This is a genomic window from Streptomyces sp. AA1529 (assembly GCF_000280905.1).
GTDB lineage: Bacteria > Actinomycetota > Actinomycetes > Streptomycetales > Streptomycetaceae > Streptomyces.
On the sequence record NZ_ALAP01000056.1, the window covers coordinates 1 to 16,676 of the forward strand.

The window sequence follows — 16,676 nt, forward strand, 5'->3', positions numbered from 1 at the left end:
CCCCGCGGCGCGCCCGGCAGCACCGGAGCCGGACGGCACCGCCCCCGCGGCGCGCCCGGAGGCCGGGGCCGCGGCCGACGGGGAGCAGGACGAGGCGCCCGAGCGGACGCCGAACGGCCTGCCGCAGCGCAGGCGCCGCCGGCCGCGCGCAGACGGAGGACCCGCGGCACCCCCGCGCCCGGCGCGCCCGGGGCCCGCCGCCACCGCACACGAGGAACCCGCCCCCGGCGTATGGATGGCCGAACTCCACAGCGGGCTGCACGGCGACAGACCGACGCCGGACCCGGCTCGCGGCAACAGCGACACGTCAGACAAGGATGAGTAGCCGATGGATCACCGCGCGGACATGGACTGGATGCTTAAGGACCTTGCCGAGAGCGTCCCGCAGACCCGTCACATAGTGGTGCTGTCCTCGGACGGCCTGTGCATGGCCCGGTACGACACCGACGTCGACACCGCGGACCGGATCGCGGCGATCGGCTCGGGTCTGCAGAGCCTCTCCGGCGCGGTGGCCGCCGAGTTCCCGCAGAGCGACGGCCGGATGCGGATGGTGGTGATCGAGGTGAGCGGCGGCTTCATGTACCTGATGGCCGCCGGCGCCGGCGCGCATCTCGCCGTGCTCGCGGACGAAGGGGTGGACGCCGGGCTGGTCGGCCAGTGCATGCGCGATCTGGTGGCCCGGATCGGCGCCCATCTGACCAGCCCGCCACGGACCGACGGGCAGGTGCCGTGAGCGAGAACGGCACCGGCTGGGAGGAGAGCGGCCCGGAGCGGCTGTATGTGATCACCGGGGGCCGGGAGGCGGACGCCGCGGGGTCCCGGCTCGACCTGGTGACGCTGATCGTCTCGCGGGAGGACCCCGGGGTGGGGATACAGCCGGAACTGGCCGCCATCCTGCGGATCTGCCGCTCACCGCTCTCCGTCGCCGAGATCTCCGCGCATCTGGCCCTGCCCTCCAGTGCGACCGGTGTGCTGCTCGACGACTTGCTGGCCGACGGGCGGGTCGAGGCACGCGAACCCGCCAGCTCTCTTCCCGACATCGCATTGATTGAGGCGGTAATCGATGGACTCCAAAAGCTCTGACACGGTCATGGAGCCACGGGAGGCCGACCGGCTTCCCTCCTCCGCTTCGTCCGCGGTCAAGATCGTCATCGTCGGCGGGTTCGGCGTCGGCAAGACGACGCTGGTCCGCTCGGTCAGCGAGATCAGGCCGCTGACCACCGAGGAGACGATGACCCGGGCGAGCACCGGCATCGACGACCTCGCCGGGGTCGAACACAAGTCCGCGACGACCGTGGCGATGGACTTCGGCCGGATCAGCCTCAACGAGGAGCTGGTGCTCTACCTCTTCGGCACGCCCGGGCAGCAGCGCTTCTGGTTCCTGTGGAACGGGCTGTTCGAAGGCGCGCTGGGTGCCGTGGTGCTGGTCGACACCCGGCGGCTGGAGGTCAGCTTCGACGTGATCGGAAGGCTGGAGGAGGCGGGGGTGCCGTTCGTCATCGCCGTCAACGCCTTCCCGGACGCGGCCAATTACCCGACCGAGGAACTGCGGTCAGCGCTCGACCTGCCCACGAGTGTGCCGATCGTGGTCTGCGACGCGCGGCGCCGCGAATCCAGCCGGGACGTCCTCATCTCGCTGATGCACCATCTGCGCGACAACACCCTGACCAGCGGAACCGAGCTGACGGCGGAATCGGGCTGACAGCGCAGCCGGGCCGGCGGGGCCTGCGGGCCCCGCCCCCGGTCGGCCCGCGGCGCCCCGCGCCGACGCCCGGCGCGGGGCGCCGGCGCACCGGCGGCGCGCGGGTCAGGCCGAACGGTCGTCGATCTCCCGCACGGCGCTGAGCCGGGCGAGCGGGGCCGTGCCCTCGGTCGCCTCCCGGAACGCCCTGAGCCCTTCGAAGAGCACGGCGCGCGCCTTGGGCGGCATCGCCTCCAGCGTCGCGGTCAGCGCCTCCTCGCGGCGGAGCCGCAGCTCGCCGAGGTACTTGCGGCCCTGGTGGGTCAGCTGCAGCTCCAGCTCCCGCCGGCTGACCTGACTGGGCAGCCGCTCCAGGAAGCCGAGCGCCTGGAGGCGGTCGCACAGCCGGCTGACCGACGAGGGGGCCGACCCCAGCATCTCCCCCAGCATGCGCAGATTCATCCCCTCCTCGCGGTCCAGGCAGTAGAGGACGCGCAGTTGGGAGGCCGAGACCGGGGAGGAGGAGACCGCGTCGCGGCCGTGCTCCCACAGGACTTCCAGCAGCTCGATGACCTCCCCCACCGCCCCGGCCGCCCCGGCGCCGGCCGGTCCACTGCGGCCGCCGGGAGGGTCGCCGGTCACTGCGCCGCTCCGCACCGGCACGACCGGTCTGGGGCGGGGGTCGAAGCCACGTTTCACTCCACAAGTTCGGCACTTTTGCCGCCCGGCGCTGCGGGACTCGCCCGCCGCCGTCAAGGGCCGGTACGAGTTTATCCCTCCGTGCCCGCCGCGGACAGGCCCGCCTCACCAGCGCAGCGGGGTGCGGGCATCCCGGAACCCGCCGGGCGCGGCGCCGGAGCGGCACTCACAGCCGCCGCACAGGTCCAGCACAGGTGGATGACAGGGCCGTTCGCGAGGTTCGGACCCATGCTCGCCGAGACCCCGGCCGCCCACGCCACCGGACACCCGGCCCGGCTCGCCGCCGACGGGACGGTGGCCCCTCCGGCCGGCGGCCCGGCGCGGAGCCGGCGGCCGTGCTTCTCGTCCCGAGCCGCACGGGCACCCGCGGCTGCGCGCCCGTCGCGCCACAACGGACCTGAAAGAAAGCGGACTCCAGTATGACCACCCTCCATCCTTCCGGCAGCGCGGCGGAGGCGCCGCTCCCCGGTCCCGGCCCCGCCGCCGGGCGCCGGGGCGGCCTCGGCCGGCAGCTCAGGGCCCGGGCACGGTACCGACGAGCCGGGCGGCCGCGCTGGGAGTCCCCCGCGTTCTGGGCGCTGCTGGCCGTCACCGCCGTGCTGTACCTGTACGGCCTCGGCTCCTCGGGCTACGCCAACTCCTTCTACTCGGCCGCCGCCCAGGCGGGTGGCAGCAGCTGGAAGGCGTTCCTGTTCGGTTCGCTCGACGCGGGCAACGCCATCACCGTCGACAAACCGCCGGCCGCGCTGTGGCCGATGGGCCTCTCCGTCCGGCTCTTCGGCCTGGGGTCCTGGCAGATCCTGGTGCCGCAGGCGCTGCTGGGCGTCGCGTCCGTCGGCGTGCTGTACTCGGCGGTACGCCGCCGCACCGGGCCCGCCTCCGGGCTGCTCGCCGGGGCGCTGCTGGCCCTCACCCCGGTGGCGGCGCTGATGTTCCGCTTCAACAATCCCGACGCGCTGCTGTGCCTGCTGATGGTGGCGGCACTGTGGTGCATGGGCCGGGCCGTGGAGGACGGCCGCACCAGGTGGCTGGTCCTGGCCGGAGCCTGCTTCGGAGCGGGCTTCCTGGCCAAGGCGCTGCAGGCGTGGCTGATCCTGCCGGTCGCGGCGCTGGTCTATCTGGTCTGCGGGCCGACCCGGCTGCGGAACCGGATCGGGCAGCTGCTGTGCGGCGGGCTGACCACCCTGGTCACCGCGGGCTGGTGGGTCGCGCTCGTGGAGCTGTGGCCCGCCTCCTCGCGCCCCTACATCGGCGGCTCGCAGGAGAACAGCTTCCTGGAGCTGACCTTCGGCTACAACGGCTTCGGCCGGCTGACCGGCGACGAAACCGGCAGTGTCGGAGGCGGCGGGGGCGGAGGCGGCGGTCGCGGCGGCGGCGCCTGGGGGCAGACGGGCCTGGGGCGGCTGTTCAGCGACACCGCGGGCGGTCAGATCTCGTGGCTGCTCCCGGCCGCCCTGCTGTTCCTGGTCGCGGGGCTGGTGCTGGCGGGCAGGGCGTCCCGCACGGATCCGCTGCGGGCCTCGTTCCTGCTGTGGGGCGGCTCGCTGCTGAGCACGGCTGCGACCTTCAGCTTCATGTCCGGGATCTTCCACGACTACTACACCGTCGCGCTGGCGCCCTATATCGCGGCCGTGGTGGCCATGGGGGCCGCCGCGCTGTGGCGGGAGCCGAGCCGGCCGCTGCGGAACGCGGTCCTGGCGGCGGCGGTCGCCGGGACGGCGGGCTGGGCGTTCGTCCTGCTGGGCCGGGCGCCGGACTGGTTCCCGTGGCTGCGCTGGGCGGTGCCGGCCGCGGGTGCGGCGGCGGCCTGCGGACTGCTGGCGGCCGCCGTACTGCCCCGCACCCTGGGTGCCGCGGTCGCCGCGCTGGGACTGCTCGCCGCGGTCGCCGGGCCGGTGGCCTACACGGTGAGCACCGTCGGTACGCCGCACACCGGCTCGATCGTCACGGCGGGCCCCGCGGTGAGCAGGGGCGGGCCACCCGGCATGCGGGGCGGGGGCAAGGGCATGCCGGGCCCGGGCATGGAGCGCCCCGCCCCCGGAGCGGGACAGGGACAGGGCGCGGGACCGGGCCGCGGACAGCCGACCGGCGGCCGGCAGGGCTCCCCGGGCGGCGGAAAGGGCACTCAGCAGGGTGCCAACGCCGGACCCGGTGTGCCGCCCGGTCCCGGCGGCCCCGGGCAGGGAGCCGGCCGCGGCAGCGGCAAGGACGGCGGACGGGGCGGCCCCGGCGGCGGGGGCGGGATGGGCGGGCTGCTCAACGGCAGCCGGGTCTCCTCGAAGGCGGCGGCGCTGCTGCGCGCGGACTCCGGGTCCTACACCTGGGCGGCCGCCGCCGTCGGTTCGCAGAACGCGGCGAGCTACCAGCTCTCCACCGAGCTGCCGGTGATGGCGATCGGCGGCTTCAACGGAACCGACCCCTCGCCCACGCTCGCGCAGTTCGAGAAGTACGTGGAGCAGGGGCGGATCCACTACTTCATCGCGGGTTCCCGGGGCGGCCCCGGAGGGGACCGGGGCACCTCCGCGCGGATCAGTTCGTGGGTGGCGGAGAAGTACACCGAGGTGCAGGCAGGCGACGCCACCTTCTACGACCTCACCCGGCCGAAGGAGGCGGCAGCGGAGTGACCGTGCCCGCGGGCGGCAGGACCGGCGCCGGAACCGGCCCTGCCGCCCGCGCCCGGTCCGGCCGGTCCGGCCGGTCCGGCCCGGGCTTGCGGGAGACCGGACGGCTGTCGTGACCGGCCCATTGACCGAGCGGTTGCGGGAGACCTAGATTCCCGAACCGACAGGAAACCTTCCTGACGTATTCCGGCCGTCCGGTGCGGTACCGCACCGGACGGCCGGACCGGACAGACAGGGCACCGCGATGGCCGCACCGACCGTTCGCAGCGGTACCGGCGCCCCGGGCACCCCCCGCGTGCTGCGCGCCATGAACGACCGCGCCGCACTCGACCTGCTCGTGGCGCACGGCCCGCTCACCCGGACCCGGATCAGCGCACTGACCGGCCTGTCCAAACCGACCGCCTCCCAGCTCCTGGGCCGACTCGCGGAGACGGGCCTGGTGCGCACCCGCAGCAAGGAGCGCGGCAGGCCCGGTCCCGACGCGCTGCTGTACGAGATCGACCCGAGAGCCGCCCGGGTGGCCGCGCTCTCCGTGGACCCCCGGGGCGTCTCCGCGGTGGTCGCCGACATCGCGGGCACCGTCGTCGGCCGTGCCCGGGTGGCGGCGGAGCCGGCCGCCGAAGGGTCCCGCGACAGGACCGCGTGGCTGGTCGGGGAGGCCGTGGACCGCGCGCTGCGTCAGGCCGGCTCGGGGCAGCACCGCCCGCACACCACCGTCGTCGGGACCCCCGGTGCGGTCGATCCCCGCTCGGGCGAGCTGCGGTACGCGCCGCACCTGCCCGGCCTGCACTCCCGCACCCTGCACACGGAGCTCGCCGAAGCGCTGGGCGGCCCGGTGGTCATCGAGAACGACGTGAATCTCGCGGCGTTGGCGGAACGGCACACGGGTGCCGCCCGGGGCCACGACGACTTCGTCCTGCTGTGGGTCGACGACGGCATCGGCGCCGCCGTCTTCGTCGACGGCGTCCTGCTGCGCGGGGCGACGGGCGGGGCGGGCGAGCTCGGCTACATGCCGCTGCCCGGGGCTCCGCTCGCCCGGGGCGGCCCGGGCGCGTACGCGGGGCCCGATGCCGGAGGCGGATTCCAGAGCCTGGTCTCGGTGCCGGCGGTGCGCCGCCTCGCGGGCGGCGCACCGCCGGCCGAGGCGCTGGCCGACCCGCGGGTGCGGGCCGAGACCGGGCGCAGGCTGGCCGACGGGATCGCCGTCCTGGCCGCGGTCCTCGACCCGCCTCTGGTCGTGCTGTCCGGCGCCGTGCCGCGCGCCGGAGGGGAGGAGCTGCGCGCGCTGGTGGAGCGCGAGTTGACCGGGCTGGCGCTGCCCCGGCCGCTGCTGCGGCTGAGCGAGCCGACGGACGACCCGGTCCTGGCCGGGGCGCTGCTGTCCGCCCTGGCGCGGGCCCGTGACGACGTGTTCGACACCGGCTGAGCGTGCGGCGGCGCACCGTACCGCCCCACCGCTTTCTTGCGCACGGACCGATCCCGCGGCGTCCCGCACCCCCGCAGCGTCACCCGCACCGGAGCACAGGACGGAGAGAGATGAAACTGGCCGTGGTCGGCGGAGGCTCGACCTACACACCCGAACTCGTCGACGGCTTCGCACAGTTGCGTCACATCCTGCCGATCGACGAGTTGGCCCTGATCGATCCGGCGGCCGACCGGCTGACCCGCGTCGGAGGCCTGGCCCGGCGCATCTTCGCCCGGCAGGGCCACCCCGGCACCGTCACCGCGACGGACGACCTGGAGGCCGGCGTGGACGGTGCGGACGCCGTGCTGCTCCAGCTGCGGGTGGGCGGCCAGGCCGCCCGGGAGCAGGACGAGACCTGGCCGCTGGAGTGCGGCTGCGTCGGTCAGGAGACCACCGGCGCCGGAGGGCTGGCCAAGGCGCTGCGCACCGTGCCGGTCGTGCTGGACATCGCCGACCGGGTGCGGCGCGGCAACCCCGACGCCTGGATCATCGACTTCACCAACCCGGTCGGCATCGTCACCCGCGCGCTGCTCGGCGCCGGGCACAAGGCGGTCGGGCTGTGCAACGTGGCCATCGGCTTCCAGCGGAAGTTCGCGCGGCTGCTGGAGACCGCTCCCGCCCAGGTGCATCTGGAGCACGTCGGGCTCAACCACCTCACCTGGGAGCTGGGCGTCCGGCTCGGCGGCCCGGACGGCACCGACGTGCTGCCCCGCCTGCTGGCCGAGCACGGTGCGGCCGTCGCCGAGGACGTGCGGCTGCCCCGCGCACTGGTCGAGCACCTGGGCGTGGTGCCGTCCTACTACCTGCGCTACTACTACGCACACGACGAGGTGGTGCGCACCCAGCGGGAAGGGCCCACCCGGGCAGCCGAAGTGGCCGCGCTGGAGCGGGAACTGCTGGAGATGTACGCCGATCCGGCCCTGGACACCAAGCCCGGACTGCTGGCCCGCCGCGGCGGTGCCTACTACTCGGAGGCAGCCGTCGACCTGGCCGCCTCCCTGCTGCGCGCAGGCGGCAGCACCCACCAGGCGGTCAACACGCTCAACCGGGGAACACTGCCCTTCCTGCCGGACGACGCGGTGATCGAGACCCAGGCCCGGATCGACCGGGAGGGCGCCCATCCCCTGCCGGTACCCGCGCTCGACCCGCGGTTCGCCGGGCTCGTCTCGCACACGGCCGCGTACGAGGAACTGGCCCTGCGCGCCGCGCTGCACGGCGGCCGCGACCGGGTCCTCGCCGCTCTGCTCGCGCACCCCCTCGTCGGCCAGTTCGACCGGGCCGAGCAGCTGACCGACCGGCTTCTCGCGCACAACAAGGAGCACCTCGCGTGGGCCTGAACCGCACCCGTTCCGCCGCGCCCGCCGCCGGACCGGCGCCCGCGGCGTCCGCCGCCGCGGGCACTGCCGGGTGCCCGGAACGTGCTCCGGACACCGGCCGCCCCTCCCCCGCCCTCCTGGCCGTGGACGCGGGCAACAGCAAGACCGATGTGGCGCTGCTCGGCGCCGACGGCAGGGTGCTGGGCACCGCGCGCGGCGGCGGCTTCCGCCCGCCCGCCGTGGGGGTCGGCGCCGCCGTGGACGTCCTCGCCGAGGCCGTCGAGCGGGCGCACGCCGCGGCCGGGCCGGGCGGCGCCGCCGCTCCCGTGCGGCAGGTGACGGCCTGTCTGGCCAACGCGGACCTGCCCGTCGAGGAGGAGGCCCTGGCGGCGGCGCTCACCGCGCGCGGCTGGGGGCGGCGGGTGGCCGTGCACAACGACACGTTCGCCGTGCTGCGCGCCGGGCTCACCGCGCGGGACGGCGAGGCGGCAGCCCGCGGGGTGGCCGTCGTGTGCGGCGCCGGGATCAACTGCGTCGGCGTCCGGTCCGACGGGCGCACCGCGCGCTTTCCGGCCCTGGGACGGCTCTCCGGGGACTGGGGCGGCGGCGGAGGGCTGGGTGAGGAGGCGCTGTGGCACGCGGCGCGCGCCGAGGACGGCCGGGGCGAGCCCACCCTGCTGCGTACGGCCGTGCCCGCGCACTTCGGTCTGGGGTCGGTGCACGCGCTGATCGAGGCCGTGCATCTGGGGCGTATCGCCTGGGAGCGGCGGCTGGAGCTGGTGCCGGTGCTCTTCGCGGCGGCCGGCCGGGGGGACGCGGTCGCGGACGGGCTGATCGCACGAATGGCCGATGAGGTGGTCACGATGGCGGTGGTGGCGCTGCGCGAGCTGGATCTGCTGGCGGAGGAGGTCCCGGTGCTGCTCGGCGGGGGCGTCCTCGCCGCGGGCCAGGCGCTGCTGGACGACCGCGTCACCCGGCTGCTGGCGGAGCGCGCCCCGCGAGCCGTCCCCCGTGTGGTGCGGGCCCGCCCGGTGCTCGGGGCCGCTCTGCTGGGCCTGGACGCGCTCGGCGCACCCGTCGATGCACACGACCGCGCACGCCGGCACTTCGAGCCGCCGCGGCCCCCCGACGGCGCGCCGGCCCCGGCCCCGGACTGACCGCGCCCGGCGGCGGAATCCCGGCCCCGCCGGGGAGCACGACGGCGGTCCGGGAGGGAGGATGGGAGGGTACGGCCCCGTCCAGGGAGGTAGCCGGCGTCGTGACGAACCACGAGGAGCCGCCCGAGGGTGAGACCGGCGGGGTGCCGGGGGTCAGCCTCTCCCCGCCCGGTGGGCTCCTGGATGTGCTGGGGGTCGGCGCCGTACTGCTGGACGCGCAGGGGCGCATCGTCCTGTGGAGTCCGCAGGCCGAGCAGTTGTTCGGATACTCGGCGGCGGAGGCCCTGGGCCGGTACGCGGCACCGCTGCTGGTGCCGGAGCGGAGCACCGCGCTCGTCCTCCGCCTCTTCGACGAGGTGATCCGGGAGGGCAGGAGCTGGGCGGGCGTCTTCCCCGTCGTGTGCAAGGACGGCCGGATCCGCCAGCTGGAGTTCCGCAACATGCGGCTGCACGACGACCAGGGCGCCCGCTACGCGCTGGCGCTGGTCACGGACCGCGCCGCGCTCCGCGAGGTCGAGCGCGACCTGGCATTCTCCACCCTGCTCATCCGGCAGTCCCCGATGGGCATCGCGGTCATGGACACCGATATGCGCTATGTCTCGGTCAACCCCGCCCTCACCCGCCTCGACGGCGTCGACGAGGAGGGGCACCTGGGCAGGACGGTGCGCGACGTCCTGCCCCCGACCCACGCGCGGGAAGCGGACACGGTGCTGCACCGGGTCCTGGAGACCGGCGAGCCGGTCATCGACCGGGAGGTGCTGGGCAGCGAGACCCCGGGAGGGCGCGGCCACGCCTGGTCCGTCTCCGTCTACCGGCTCGACGACTCCGGCGGGCGCCCGCTGGGCCTCTCCATCTCCGTCACCGACATCACCGCCCGGCACCAGGCCGCGCTCCAGGCCGAGCTGGCCCGGGAACGTCTCTCGCACCTGGCCGAGGCGTCGGTCCGGATCGGCACCACGCTCGACCTGGAGCAGACGGCGCGCGAACTCGCCGAGATCACCGTCCCCGAGCTGGCCGACATCGCCGCCGTCGACGTACTGGACGCGGCCGTGCGGGACCGGCCCGCGGGCATCTCGGCGGAGGGGGGCGCCACCTTCCGCGCCCTCGCGCTGGCCGCCGGCTACCCCACGGTCGCGGTCGAGGCGGCCGACCCGACCGGGCAGGTGGCCCGGTACGGCGCCGAGCGGCTCGTGACCCGCTGCGTCGCCACGGGGCAGCCGGTCGCCGTACCGGCCGTCCAGGAGGAGGACCTGGGCAGGATCGCCCGCGACGAGCACGCCGCCGGGCTCCTCGCCAAGGCGGGCGTCCACTCCTACCTCGCCGTCCCGCTGATCGCCCGCGGCGAGGTGCTCGGTGCGCTCGATCTCAAGCGCACCCGCAACCCGAAGCCCTTCGACCACGACGACACGATCCTGGCCTGCGAGCTGGCCGGGCGGGCCGCCGTCTGCATCGACAACGCCCGCCTCTACCGGCAGCAGCGCAGCATCGCCCTGATGCTGCAGCGCAGCCTGCTGCCGACACCCGCCACCGGCTCCACCCGGCTGCGGATCGCCTCCCGGTACCAGCCGGCCGGGGCGCACAGCGAGATCGGGGGCGACTGGTTCGACGTCCTCGAACTGGCGGAGGACCGCACCGCGCTGGTGGTCGGCGATGTGATGGGCAGCGGCATCAACGCGGCCGCCACCATGGGCCGGCTGCGCACCGCGACCCAGACCCTCGCCCGGCTGGCGCTGCAGCCGACCGAGGTGCTGCACCACCTCGACCAGATCACCACCGGCCTCGATCCGTACTTCGCCACCTGCCTCTACGCCGTCTACGATCCGCGCGGGAACCGCTGCCGGATCGCGTCCGCGGGGCACCTGCCGCCCGTCCTGGTCCCGGCGCGGGGCGAGCCGCGGCTGGTGGAGGTGGTGCCCGGCACCCCGCTGGGCATCGGCGGCGGCACGCACAGCACGGTCGCCGTCGACCTGTGCCCGGGCGACCTGCTCGTGCTCTACACCGACGGCCTGATCGAGACGCGGCGCGACGACATCGAGGACCGGCTGGAGGTGCTGCTCGGTCTGCTGCGCCCGGTCGCCGGCTCGGGCGACTCCCTGGAGCAGACCTGCGACCTCCTCCTCGAAGCGCTGCGCAGCCCCGAGAACCACGACGACGTGGCGCTGCTCCTCGTCAGCCCGACGGAGTAGTGCGGCGGCGGGCGCCGGGGCCGGAAGGGGGTCCGGCGCGCGACGGACGTAGGCTCGGACGGGAGCAGGGCCGTGACCGGATGCGGCCCGTCATGGCTGGAAGGCGACCGTGACCGCGAACACCGAGCACCCGTCCCTGCTGGATCTGCCGCCGCTGACCGCGGAGCACTTCGCCGCCGTCGAGGACAAGGTGGCCTCGTTGCTGCGGACCCGGTGCGATGTCGTGGCGATGCAGGGCGAGGCGCTGCTCCCGCTGGAGGCGTGCATCCGTGCGGCGGCGCCGCGCGGCAGTACGGCGCTGAACGTGGTCACCGGGCCCTACGGCGAGACGTTCGGCGGCTGGCTGCGGTCGTGCGGCGCGGAGGTCGTCACCCTGACCGCGCCGTTCACCGGCGCCGTCGGCGCGGACGAGGTGGCCCGGGCGCTGCGCGAGCACCCGGAGACCGGCCTGGTGAGCCTCGTCCACGCGGAGGCGGCGACCGGCAACACCAACCCGGTCGCCGAGATCGGCGCCGTCGTGCGCGAGCACGGGGCGCTGCTGATGCTGGACGCGGTCGCCTCGGTGGGGGCCGAGCCGCTGCTGACCGACGCCTGGGGCGTGGACCTGTGCGTCATCGGCGGCCAGAAGGCGCTGGCCGGACCGGCCGGGGTGTCCGCCGTGTCGGTCAGCGCCCGCGCGTGGGACCGGATCGCCGCGAACGAAGGCGCGCCCCGCGGCTCCTATCTGTCGCTGCTGGACTGGAAGGAGCGGTGGCTGGACGGCGGCCGGAAAGCGCTGCCGCACGCCCCGGCGCAGTTGGAGATGCTGGCCCTGGAAGCGGCCGTCGACCGGGTGCTCGAGGAGGGCCTGGACTCCTCGATCGCCCGGCACCGGGCGGCGTCGGCCGCGACGCGCGCCGGCGTGCGGGAACTCCCGGCGCTGGCCGCGTATGTGACGCGGGATCGGGACGCTGCCCCGGCCGCGACGACGCTCCGCGTCCCGGCGGACGACGTCGACGCACGCCAGGTGGTCGCCGCGGCGCTCACCGCGGACCCGGGTGTACCGCTGCAGGCAGCGGGCGGTGCCCTGGCCGCCGAGGTGCTGCGCGTCAACCACTACGGGCGGTCGGCCGACCGCACGGTCGTGCGGGACACGCTGGCGGCGCTGGCCGGTGGCCTGGCCGCGCTCGGTGTGCCCGGCGCAGCGGATGCGGGGGACCGGGCGGGCGAGGCCGCCGCCGCGGCGTGGGAGAGCGCGCTGCGGGCGTGACCCGCGGCAGGCGGTGCGGGCCGTGCTCACTCCGGCCAGGGTGACTCCAGGACGGCGCGGACGAAGTCGCCGCGCCGGAAGTGCGGGTCGTAGTGGGCGAGGACGTCCGCCTTGACGTTGCCGAAGGTCGTCTCCGGCTTCGGCTGCACACCGTCCGCGAACGCCCGCAGGATGCCCTGTTTGAACGCCGGGCGCGGGTGTGCGGCGACCACGGCCGCGCGGTCGGCGGCGGAGATCTCGCCGTACCCGGAGCCGAGCACGTCGTACTCCACCCCGGCGGCCATCAGCGCCACCTCGGGCTCCATGAACTCCGGGATGCCGGGCGTCGTGTGCAGGGCGACGGCGGTCCACACCCGCCGGACGCGGTCCTCGGGGACCTGGCGGGCGGTCAGGAAGCGGCGGGCTTCCTGGGCGCCGTCCACCTCGAAGCGCCGTCCGCTGCCGTGGAAGGGCGCGCCGAGACCGACGTCGTGGAAGAGCGCCGCGATGTAGAGCAGTTCCGCGTCGTGGCCGATTCCGCCCACGCCTCCCAGGAGGCTGCCGAAGAAGTACACCCGCCGCGAGTGGTCGTAGATCAGGTCGCTGCTGGTGTCGCGCACCAGTTCGGTGGCCTCCGCGGCCAGGCGGGAGTCCGGCACGCGCACGCCTGCCGGACCGTGCTGTTCACCCATGGCCTGCTGGCCTCCTTCTCCGCCCCCGCGTCGTCCGCCGGGTGTGCGGCGGGGTCAGTGCCCTTCGGGGGCGGGTTCCAGGACGAGGACCGGGATCTCGCGGTCGGTCCTGCGCTGGTAGTCGGCGTAGTCGGGGTACGCCTCCACGGCACGCTCCCACCACACGGCCTTCTCCTCCCCGGTGACCTCACGGGCCGTCATGTCCTGCCGCACCGGGCCGTCCTGGAGCTCGACCCGGGGATCGGCGAGCACGTTGCGGTACCAGACAGGGTGCGAGGGCGCCCCGCCCAGCGACGCCACCGCCGCGTACCGTCCGTCGTGCTCCACCCGCATCAGCGGCGTCTTGCGGACCTTGCCGCTCTTCGCCCCCCTGGTGGTCAGGACGATGACGGGCATGCCCCGCATCGTGGTGCCCTCCCGGCCGCCGGAGCGCTCGTACAGGTCCACCTGGTCGCGCACCCACTGCTCGGGGCTCGGCGCGTATTCGCCCTCGACAGGCATGTGTCCGCCCTTCCGTCGTACCGTCCGGGTCCGTCCCGGAACCGCCGGGCCGTCGCCCGCGGCCCTCTCGGCTTACCACGGGCAGCGGGGGCGTACACGTACCCGGGTGCGGAGCAGGGGCGGCCGAGGCGCGTGCGCACGGCGGGGATAGCGTGGCGGGGCACGTGCCGACGGGCACGTGGTCGGTACATTCAAGCGGAGGTAGGGGCTGTCGTGGCCGGTATAGAGGACGCACGCAAGACCTTTGACAAGTTCGACCGGAACGGCGACGGGGTCGTCACCCCGGTCGAGTTCCAGCAGGCCATGGTGGAACTGGGGGACCTGCACTACACCGTGGGCCTCGCGGAGGCCATCGTGAGCACCCGGGACGCGAACGGCGACGGCGTCCTGACCTTCGAGGAGTTCTTCGACAAGGCCAAGGACCTCTGACAGCCGGTGGTCCCCACGGGGCTCCGCCTCGCGCAGACCAGGCGGCCGCCCGGGCGGGCGGCCGCCTCCGTCGTCCTTCCGGCGGGCCGGACAGGGCGCTCGGGACACCGGTCCCGGGCGCGGGCGGCGCGCCGCCCGACCGGGCCGGACACCACCCGCGCTCCGCGGCAACCCGGCCCGCCCGCAGGGCGGTTGGCGGCCGGGTCCGGCCGCCCGGAGGCGACCTCGGGGCACCGGGCGCTTGGTGGGCGGTCGTAGAGTGTCACCCACGAGATCGTTGCCCCGGCAGACCACCGGGGCGGAATGTCTGGGGCGCACCAATGACGGAAACCGGGGACGGACAGCGGCCGCTCAACACGGGTACGGCACACTCGGCACGGGTCTACGACTACATCCTGGGCGGCAAGAACCACTACGAGGCGGATGCGGCCGCCGGTGAGGCCATGATCGAGGTCTGGCCCGCGCTGCCGGTGCACATGCGGGCCAACCGGGCGTTCATGCTCCGGGCGAGCCGCTACCTGGCGCGCGAATGCGGGATCCGGCAGTTCCTGGACATCGGCACCGGGCTGCCCACCTCGCCCAACCTGCACGAGGTCGTCCAGGCGGTCGAGCCGGGCGCCCGGGTCGTCTACGTCGACAACGACCCGATCGTGCTGAACTACGCGCAGGCGCTGCTCGCCAGCACCCCGCAGGGCCGCACCACCTATGTCCACGCGGACATGCGGGATCCGGACGCGATCCTCGGCTCGCCCGAGTTCCAGGCGACGCTGGACCTCGACGAGCCGATCGCGCTGCTGGTCATCGGGATGCTGCACTTCATCCACCCGTCCGACGACGACCACGGGCTGCTGCGCAGGCTGCTGGAGCCGCTGCCGCCCGGCAGCTACCTGGCCGCGACCGTCGGCACCGCGGACTTCGCGCCGCAGGAGGTGGGCCGGGTCGCGGAGCAGTACGCGGCGGAGGGGATGCCGATGGCGCTGCGCACCCGCCAGGAGGCGGCCGCCTTCTTCACCGGGCTCGACCTCGTGGAGCCCGGTCTGGTGCAGGTCCACAAGTGGCGGCCCGACGCGGAGGACGAGCAGGTACGGGACGAGGACATCGCCATGTACGGCGCGCTGGCCCGCAAGCCCCGCTGACGCGCCCGCGCGCCTCCGCGCCGGGCCCCTCCGCTCACTGGTCGGAGTAGCGCAGCTCCCCCACCGTCCAGGCGCTCACGTCCCGGATGGCGATCCGGTACATCCCGCCCGTCTCGGGGATGCCCACCGCGCCCTGCAGGATCCGGGCGACGTGGAAGTGCAGGTAGGAGGGCGCCTCGGTCCCGGCGCTCGCGGCGTCCTCCAGGACCGGGACGAAGGAGCCCGCGAACGGGCCGAGCCGGTCGGAGTCCCGCAGGACCTCGGCCACTCGCTGCCTCCACACCGACTCGGGGGCCAGCCGCCCGGTGATGACGGCTCCGTGGACCACGACGGTGAGGGACATCTGGTTGGTCTGCTCCGACTCCACCGTGGCGGCGATGTCGACGAGCAGCTCGTCAGCGTTCGGCATGGCTGGTGATGCTATAGGGCCGGGCAGCACGTCCGCGACAGGCCCGCGTCCCGCGGTTCCGCCGCCGCCCGCGCGCGCCCGGCGCACCGGGCCGCGGCAGCTCCGCGGCGTACCATCACCCGTGTGGCGAACAGATCGACCTCGGCGCAGCAGCTGCGGGACCTGGCACGGCTGCGCCGGGTGCGCGACCGGATCGACCGGGAGTACGCGCAGCCGCTGGACGTCGAGGCCCTCGCGCGTGGCGTGAACATGTCGGCCGGGCATCTCAGCCGCCAGTTCCGGCAGGCCTACGGCGAGTCCCCGTACTCCTACCTGATGACCCGGCGCATCGAACGCGCGATGGCGCTGCTGCGGCGCGGGGACCTCAGCGTCACCGAGGTCTGCTTCGCCGTCGGCTGCTCGTCGCTGGGCACCTTCAGCACCCGCTTCACCGAACTGGTCGGCATGCCGCCCAGCACCTACCGGCGGCGCACCGCGGACGATCCGGCGGGGCTGCCGCCGTGCGTCGCCAAGCAGGTGACCAGGCCGGTCAGGAATCAGCCGGAGGGCCGGCCGGCCGGGAACCAACCGGTCAGGAATCGAGAAGCACCCCCGGCGGGCCGGGGCTAGCGTGAGCCCCATGGACATCAGCATTCACACCACCGTTCTCCCGCACGACGATCCGGATGCCTCGCTGGCCTTCTACCGCGACACCCTCGGCTTCGAGGTCCGCACCGACGTGGGCTCCGGGGCGATGCGCTGGATCACCGTCGGACCCGCGGACCAGCCGGGCACCTCCATCCTCCTGGCACCTCCGGCCGCCGACCCCGGGATCACCGACGACGAGCGCCGGACCATCGCCGAGATGATGGCCAAGGGCACCTACGGCTGGATCCTGCTGGCCACCCGGGACCTGGACGGCACCTTCCAGAAGCTGCAGGAAGGCGACGCCGAGGTCGTCCAGGAGCCGACCGAGCAGCCCTACGGCGTCCGCGACTGCGCCTTCCGCGATCCGGCGGGCAACCAGATCCGCATCCGGGAAGTGCGCTGAGCCTCACGCCGGCCGCGGGCGGCACCCGGTAAGCACGAGGGGCGGCACCGGACCGGCCGTGGCCTCACCACGCCGGTCCGACCGCACAGGCGAGGAATCCGCGGGCCGCACGGCACCGCGCGAAGA

At 74.9% G+C, this 16,676-nt stretch carries 17 protein-coding genes and 1 pseudogene; 14 read left to right on the forward strand and 4 right to left on the reverse strand.

The window, feature by feature from the left end; translation table 11 throughout:
• The 4 genes and pseudogenes from A949_RS39145 to A949_RS0116970 all read left to right on the forward strand — a co-directional run.
• Positions 1 to 325: pseudogene (locus A949_RS39145) on the forward strand (hypothetical protein); the annotation flags it as partial.
• 3 nt (positions 326 to 328) lie between these two features.
• Positions 329 to 733, forward strand: a complete 405-nt coding sequence (locus tag A949_RS0116960; protein WP_078534820.1) for a roadblock/LC7 domain-containing protein — start codon at positions 329 to 331, stop codon at positions 731 to 733.
• Positions 730 to 1,083 carry a DUF742 domain-containing protein gene (locus A949_RS0116965; RefSeq protein WP_019357214.1) on the forward strand — a complete coding sequence of 118 codons (354 nt, stop codon included), beginning with the start codon at positions 730 to 732 and terminating at the stop codon, positions 1,081 to 1,083. The genes A949_RS0116960 and A949_RS0116965 overlap by 4 nt, the downstream gene beginning before the upstream one ends.
• Positions 1,064 to 1,702, forward strand: coding sequence for a GTP-binding protein (locus A949_RS0116970; RefSeq protein WP_026004740.1), 639 nt, complete (start codon positions 1,064 to 1,066; stop codon positions 1,700 to 1,702). The genes A949_RS0116965 and A949_RS0116970 overlap by 20 nt, the downstream gene beginning before the upstream one ends.
• A gap of 105 nt (positions 1,703 to 1,807) precedes the next feature.
• Here the strand turns inward: A949_RS0116970 and A949_RS0116975 are convergent, their stop codons facing one another.
• Positions 1,808 to 2,323: a MarR family transcriptional regulator gene (locus A949_RS0116975; RefSeq protein ID WP_019357216.1), complete on the reverse strand. Its 516-nt coding sequence runs from the start codon at positions 2,321 to 2,323 to the stop codon at positions 1,808 to 1,810.
• 476 nt (positions 2,324 to 2,799) lie between these two features.
• On the opposite strand from A949_RS0116975, the gene A949_RS0116980 reads away from it, so the two are divergent.
• The 6 genes from A949_RS0116980 (at position 2,800) to A949_RS0117010 (ending at position 12,374) form a co-directional block, all read left to right on the forward strand.
• Positions 2,800 to 5,004, forward strand: a complete 2,205-nt coding sequence (locus A949_RS0116980; RefSeq protein ID WP_019357217.1) for an ArnT family glycosyltransferase — start codon at positions 2,800 to 2,802, stop codon at positions 5,002 to 5,004.
• A gap of 241 nt (positions 5,005 to 5,245) precedes the next feature.
• The gene (locus tag A949_RS0116990; RefSeq protein ID WP_019357219.1) at positions 5,246 to 6,427 is read left to right on the forward strand and encodes an ROK family transcriptional regulator; all 1,182 of its coding nucleotides are present in this window, start codon (positions 5,246 to 5,248) and stop codon (positions 6,425 to 6,427) included.
• 110 nt (positions 6,428 to 6,537) lie between these two features.
• Positions 6,538 to 7,803: a 6-phospho-beta-glucosidase gene (locus A949_RS0116995; protein ID WP_019357220.1), complete on the forward strand. Its 1,266-nt coding sequence runs from the start codon at positions 6,538 to 6,540 to the stop codon at positions 7,801 to 7,803.
• On the forward strand, positions 7,794 to 8,939 hold the full coding sequence (locus A949_RS0117000) for a BadF/BadG/BcrA/BcrD ATPase family protein (protein ID WP_019357221.1): 1,146 nt from the start codon (positions 7,794 to 7,796) through the stop codon (positions 8,937 to 8,939). Before A949_RS0116995 ends, A949_RS0117000 begins: the two co-directional genes overlap by 10 nt.
• Positions 8,940 to 9,040: 101 nt before the next feature.
• Positions 9,041 to 11,125, forward strand: coding sequence for a SpoIIE family protein phosphatase (locus A949_RS0117005; protein WP_019357222.1), 2,085 nt, complete (start codon positions 9,041 to 9,043; stop codon positions 11,123 to 11,125).
• A gap of 109 nt (positions 11,126 to 11,234) precedes the next feature.
• Positions 11,235 to 12,374, forward strand: a complete 1,140-nt coding sequence (locus A949_RS0117010) for a pyridoxal-phosphate-dependent aminotransferase family protein (RefSeq protein ID WP_019357223.1) — start codon at positions 11,235 to 11,237, stop codon at positions 12,372 to 12,374.
• 26 nt (positions 12,375 to 12,400) lie between these two features.
• On the opposite strand, the gene A949_RS0117015 is transcribed toward A949_RS0117010, so the two are convergent.
• Positions 12,401 to 13,045, reverse strand: a complete 645-nt coding sequence (locus A949_RS0117015; protein ID WP_019357224.1) for an HD domain-containing protein — start codon at positions 13,043 to 13,045, stop codon at positions 12,401 to 12,403.
• Between the two features lie 54 nt (positions 13,046 to 13,099).
• Complete coding sequence (locus A949_RS0117020) at positions 13,100 to 13,546, reverse strand: nitroreductase family deazaflavin-dependent oxidoreductase (protein ID WP_019357225.1); 447 nt, start codon at positions 13,544 to 13,546, stop codon at positions 13,100 to 13,102.
• 213 nt (positions 13,547 to 13,759) lie between these two features.
• Here A949_RS0117020 and A949_RS0117025 point away from each other — a divergent pair, with 213 nt between their 5' ends.
• Positions 13,760 to 13,975: an EF-hand domain-containing protein gene (locus tag A949_RS0117025; protein ID WP_019357226.1), complete on the forward strand. Its 216-nt coding sequence runs from the start codon at positions 13,760 to 13,762 to the stop codon at positions 13,973 to 13,975.
• Positions 13,976 to 14,295: 320 nt separating this feature from the next.
• Positions 14,296 to 15,111, forward strand: coding sequence for an SAM-dependent methyltransferase (locus A949_RS0117030; protein ID WP_019357227.1), 816 nt, complete (start codon positions 14,296 to 14,298; stop codon positions 15,109 to 15,111).
• 34 nt (positions 15,112 to 15,145) lie between these two features.
• On the opposite strand, the gene A949_RS0117035 is transcribed toward A949_RS0117030, so the two are convergent.
• Positions 15,146 to 15,520, reverse strand: coding sequence for a hypothetical protein (locus tag A949_RS0117035; protein WP_019357228.1), 375 nt, complete (start codon positions 15,518 to 15,520; stop codon positions 15,146 to 15,148).
• A 123-nt stretch (positions 15,521 to 15,643) separates the two neighbouring features.
• Here A949_RS0117035 and A949_RS0117040 point away from each other — a divergent pair, with 123 nt between their 5' ends.
• Both A949_RS0117040 and A949_RS0117045 read left to right on the forward strand, forming a co-directional pair.
• Positions 15,644 to 16,129: a helix-turn-helix transcriptional regulator gene (locus A949_RS0117040; protein WP_019357229.1), complete on the forward strand. Its 486-nt coding sequence runs from the start codon at positions 15,644 to 15,646 to the stop codon at positions 16,127 to 16,129.
• Positions 16,130 to 16,139: 10 nt separating this feature from the next.
• A complete protein-coding gene (locus tag A949_RS0117045; protein WP_019357230.1) occupies positions 16,140 to 16,550 on the forward strand; it encodes a VOC family protein in 411 nt (136 codons plus the stop codon).
• The last annotated feature ends 126 nt before the right edge of the window (positions 16,551 to 16,676 follow it).

Excerpts from the sequence above, each read along its gene's own strand:
- A949_RS0117045 (WP_019357230.1), top strand. The coding sequence starts at position 16,140 with ATGGACATCAGCATTCACACCACCGTTCTCCCGCACGACGATCCGGAT.
- A949_RS0117030 (WP_019357227.1), top strand. The coding sequence starts at position 14,296 with ATGACGGAAACCGGGGACGGACAGCGGCCGCTCAACACGGGTACGGCA.
- A949_RS0116970 (WP_026004740.1), top strand. The coding sequence starts at position 1,064 with ATGGACTCCAAAAGCTCTGACACGGTCATGGAGCCACGGGAGGCCGAC.
- A949_RS0117035 (WP_019357228.1), bottom strand. The coding sequence starts at position 15,520 with ATGCCGAACGCTGACGAGCTGCTCGTCGACATCGCCGCCACGGTGGAG.
- A949_RS0116995 (WP_019357220.1), top strand. The coding sequence starts at position 6,538 with ATGAAACTGGCCGTGGTCGGCGGAGGCTCGACCTACACACCCGAACTC.
- A949_RS0116960 (WP_078534820.1), top strand. The coding sequence starts at position 329 with ATGGATCACCGCGCGGACATGGACTGGATGCTTAAGGACCTTGCCGAG.
- A949_RS0117015 (WP_019357224.1), bottom strand. The coding sequence starts at position 13,045 with ATGGGTGAACAGCACGGTCCGGCAGGCGTGCGCGTGCCGGACTCCCGC.
- A949_RS0117020 (WP_019357225.1), bottom strand. The coding sequence starts at position 13,546 with ATGCCTGTCGAGGGCGAATACGCGCCGAGCCCCGAGCAGTGGGTGCGC.
- A949_RS0116990 (WP_019357219.1), top strand. The coding sequence starts at position 5,246 with ATGGCCGCACCGACCGTTCGCAGCGGTACCGGCGCCCCGGGCACCCCC.
- A949_RS0116980 (WP_019357217.1), top strand. The coding sequence starts at position 2,800 with ATGACCACCCTCCATCCTTCCGGCAGCGCGGCGGAGGCGCCGCTCCCC.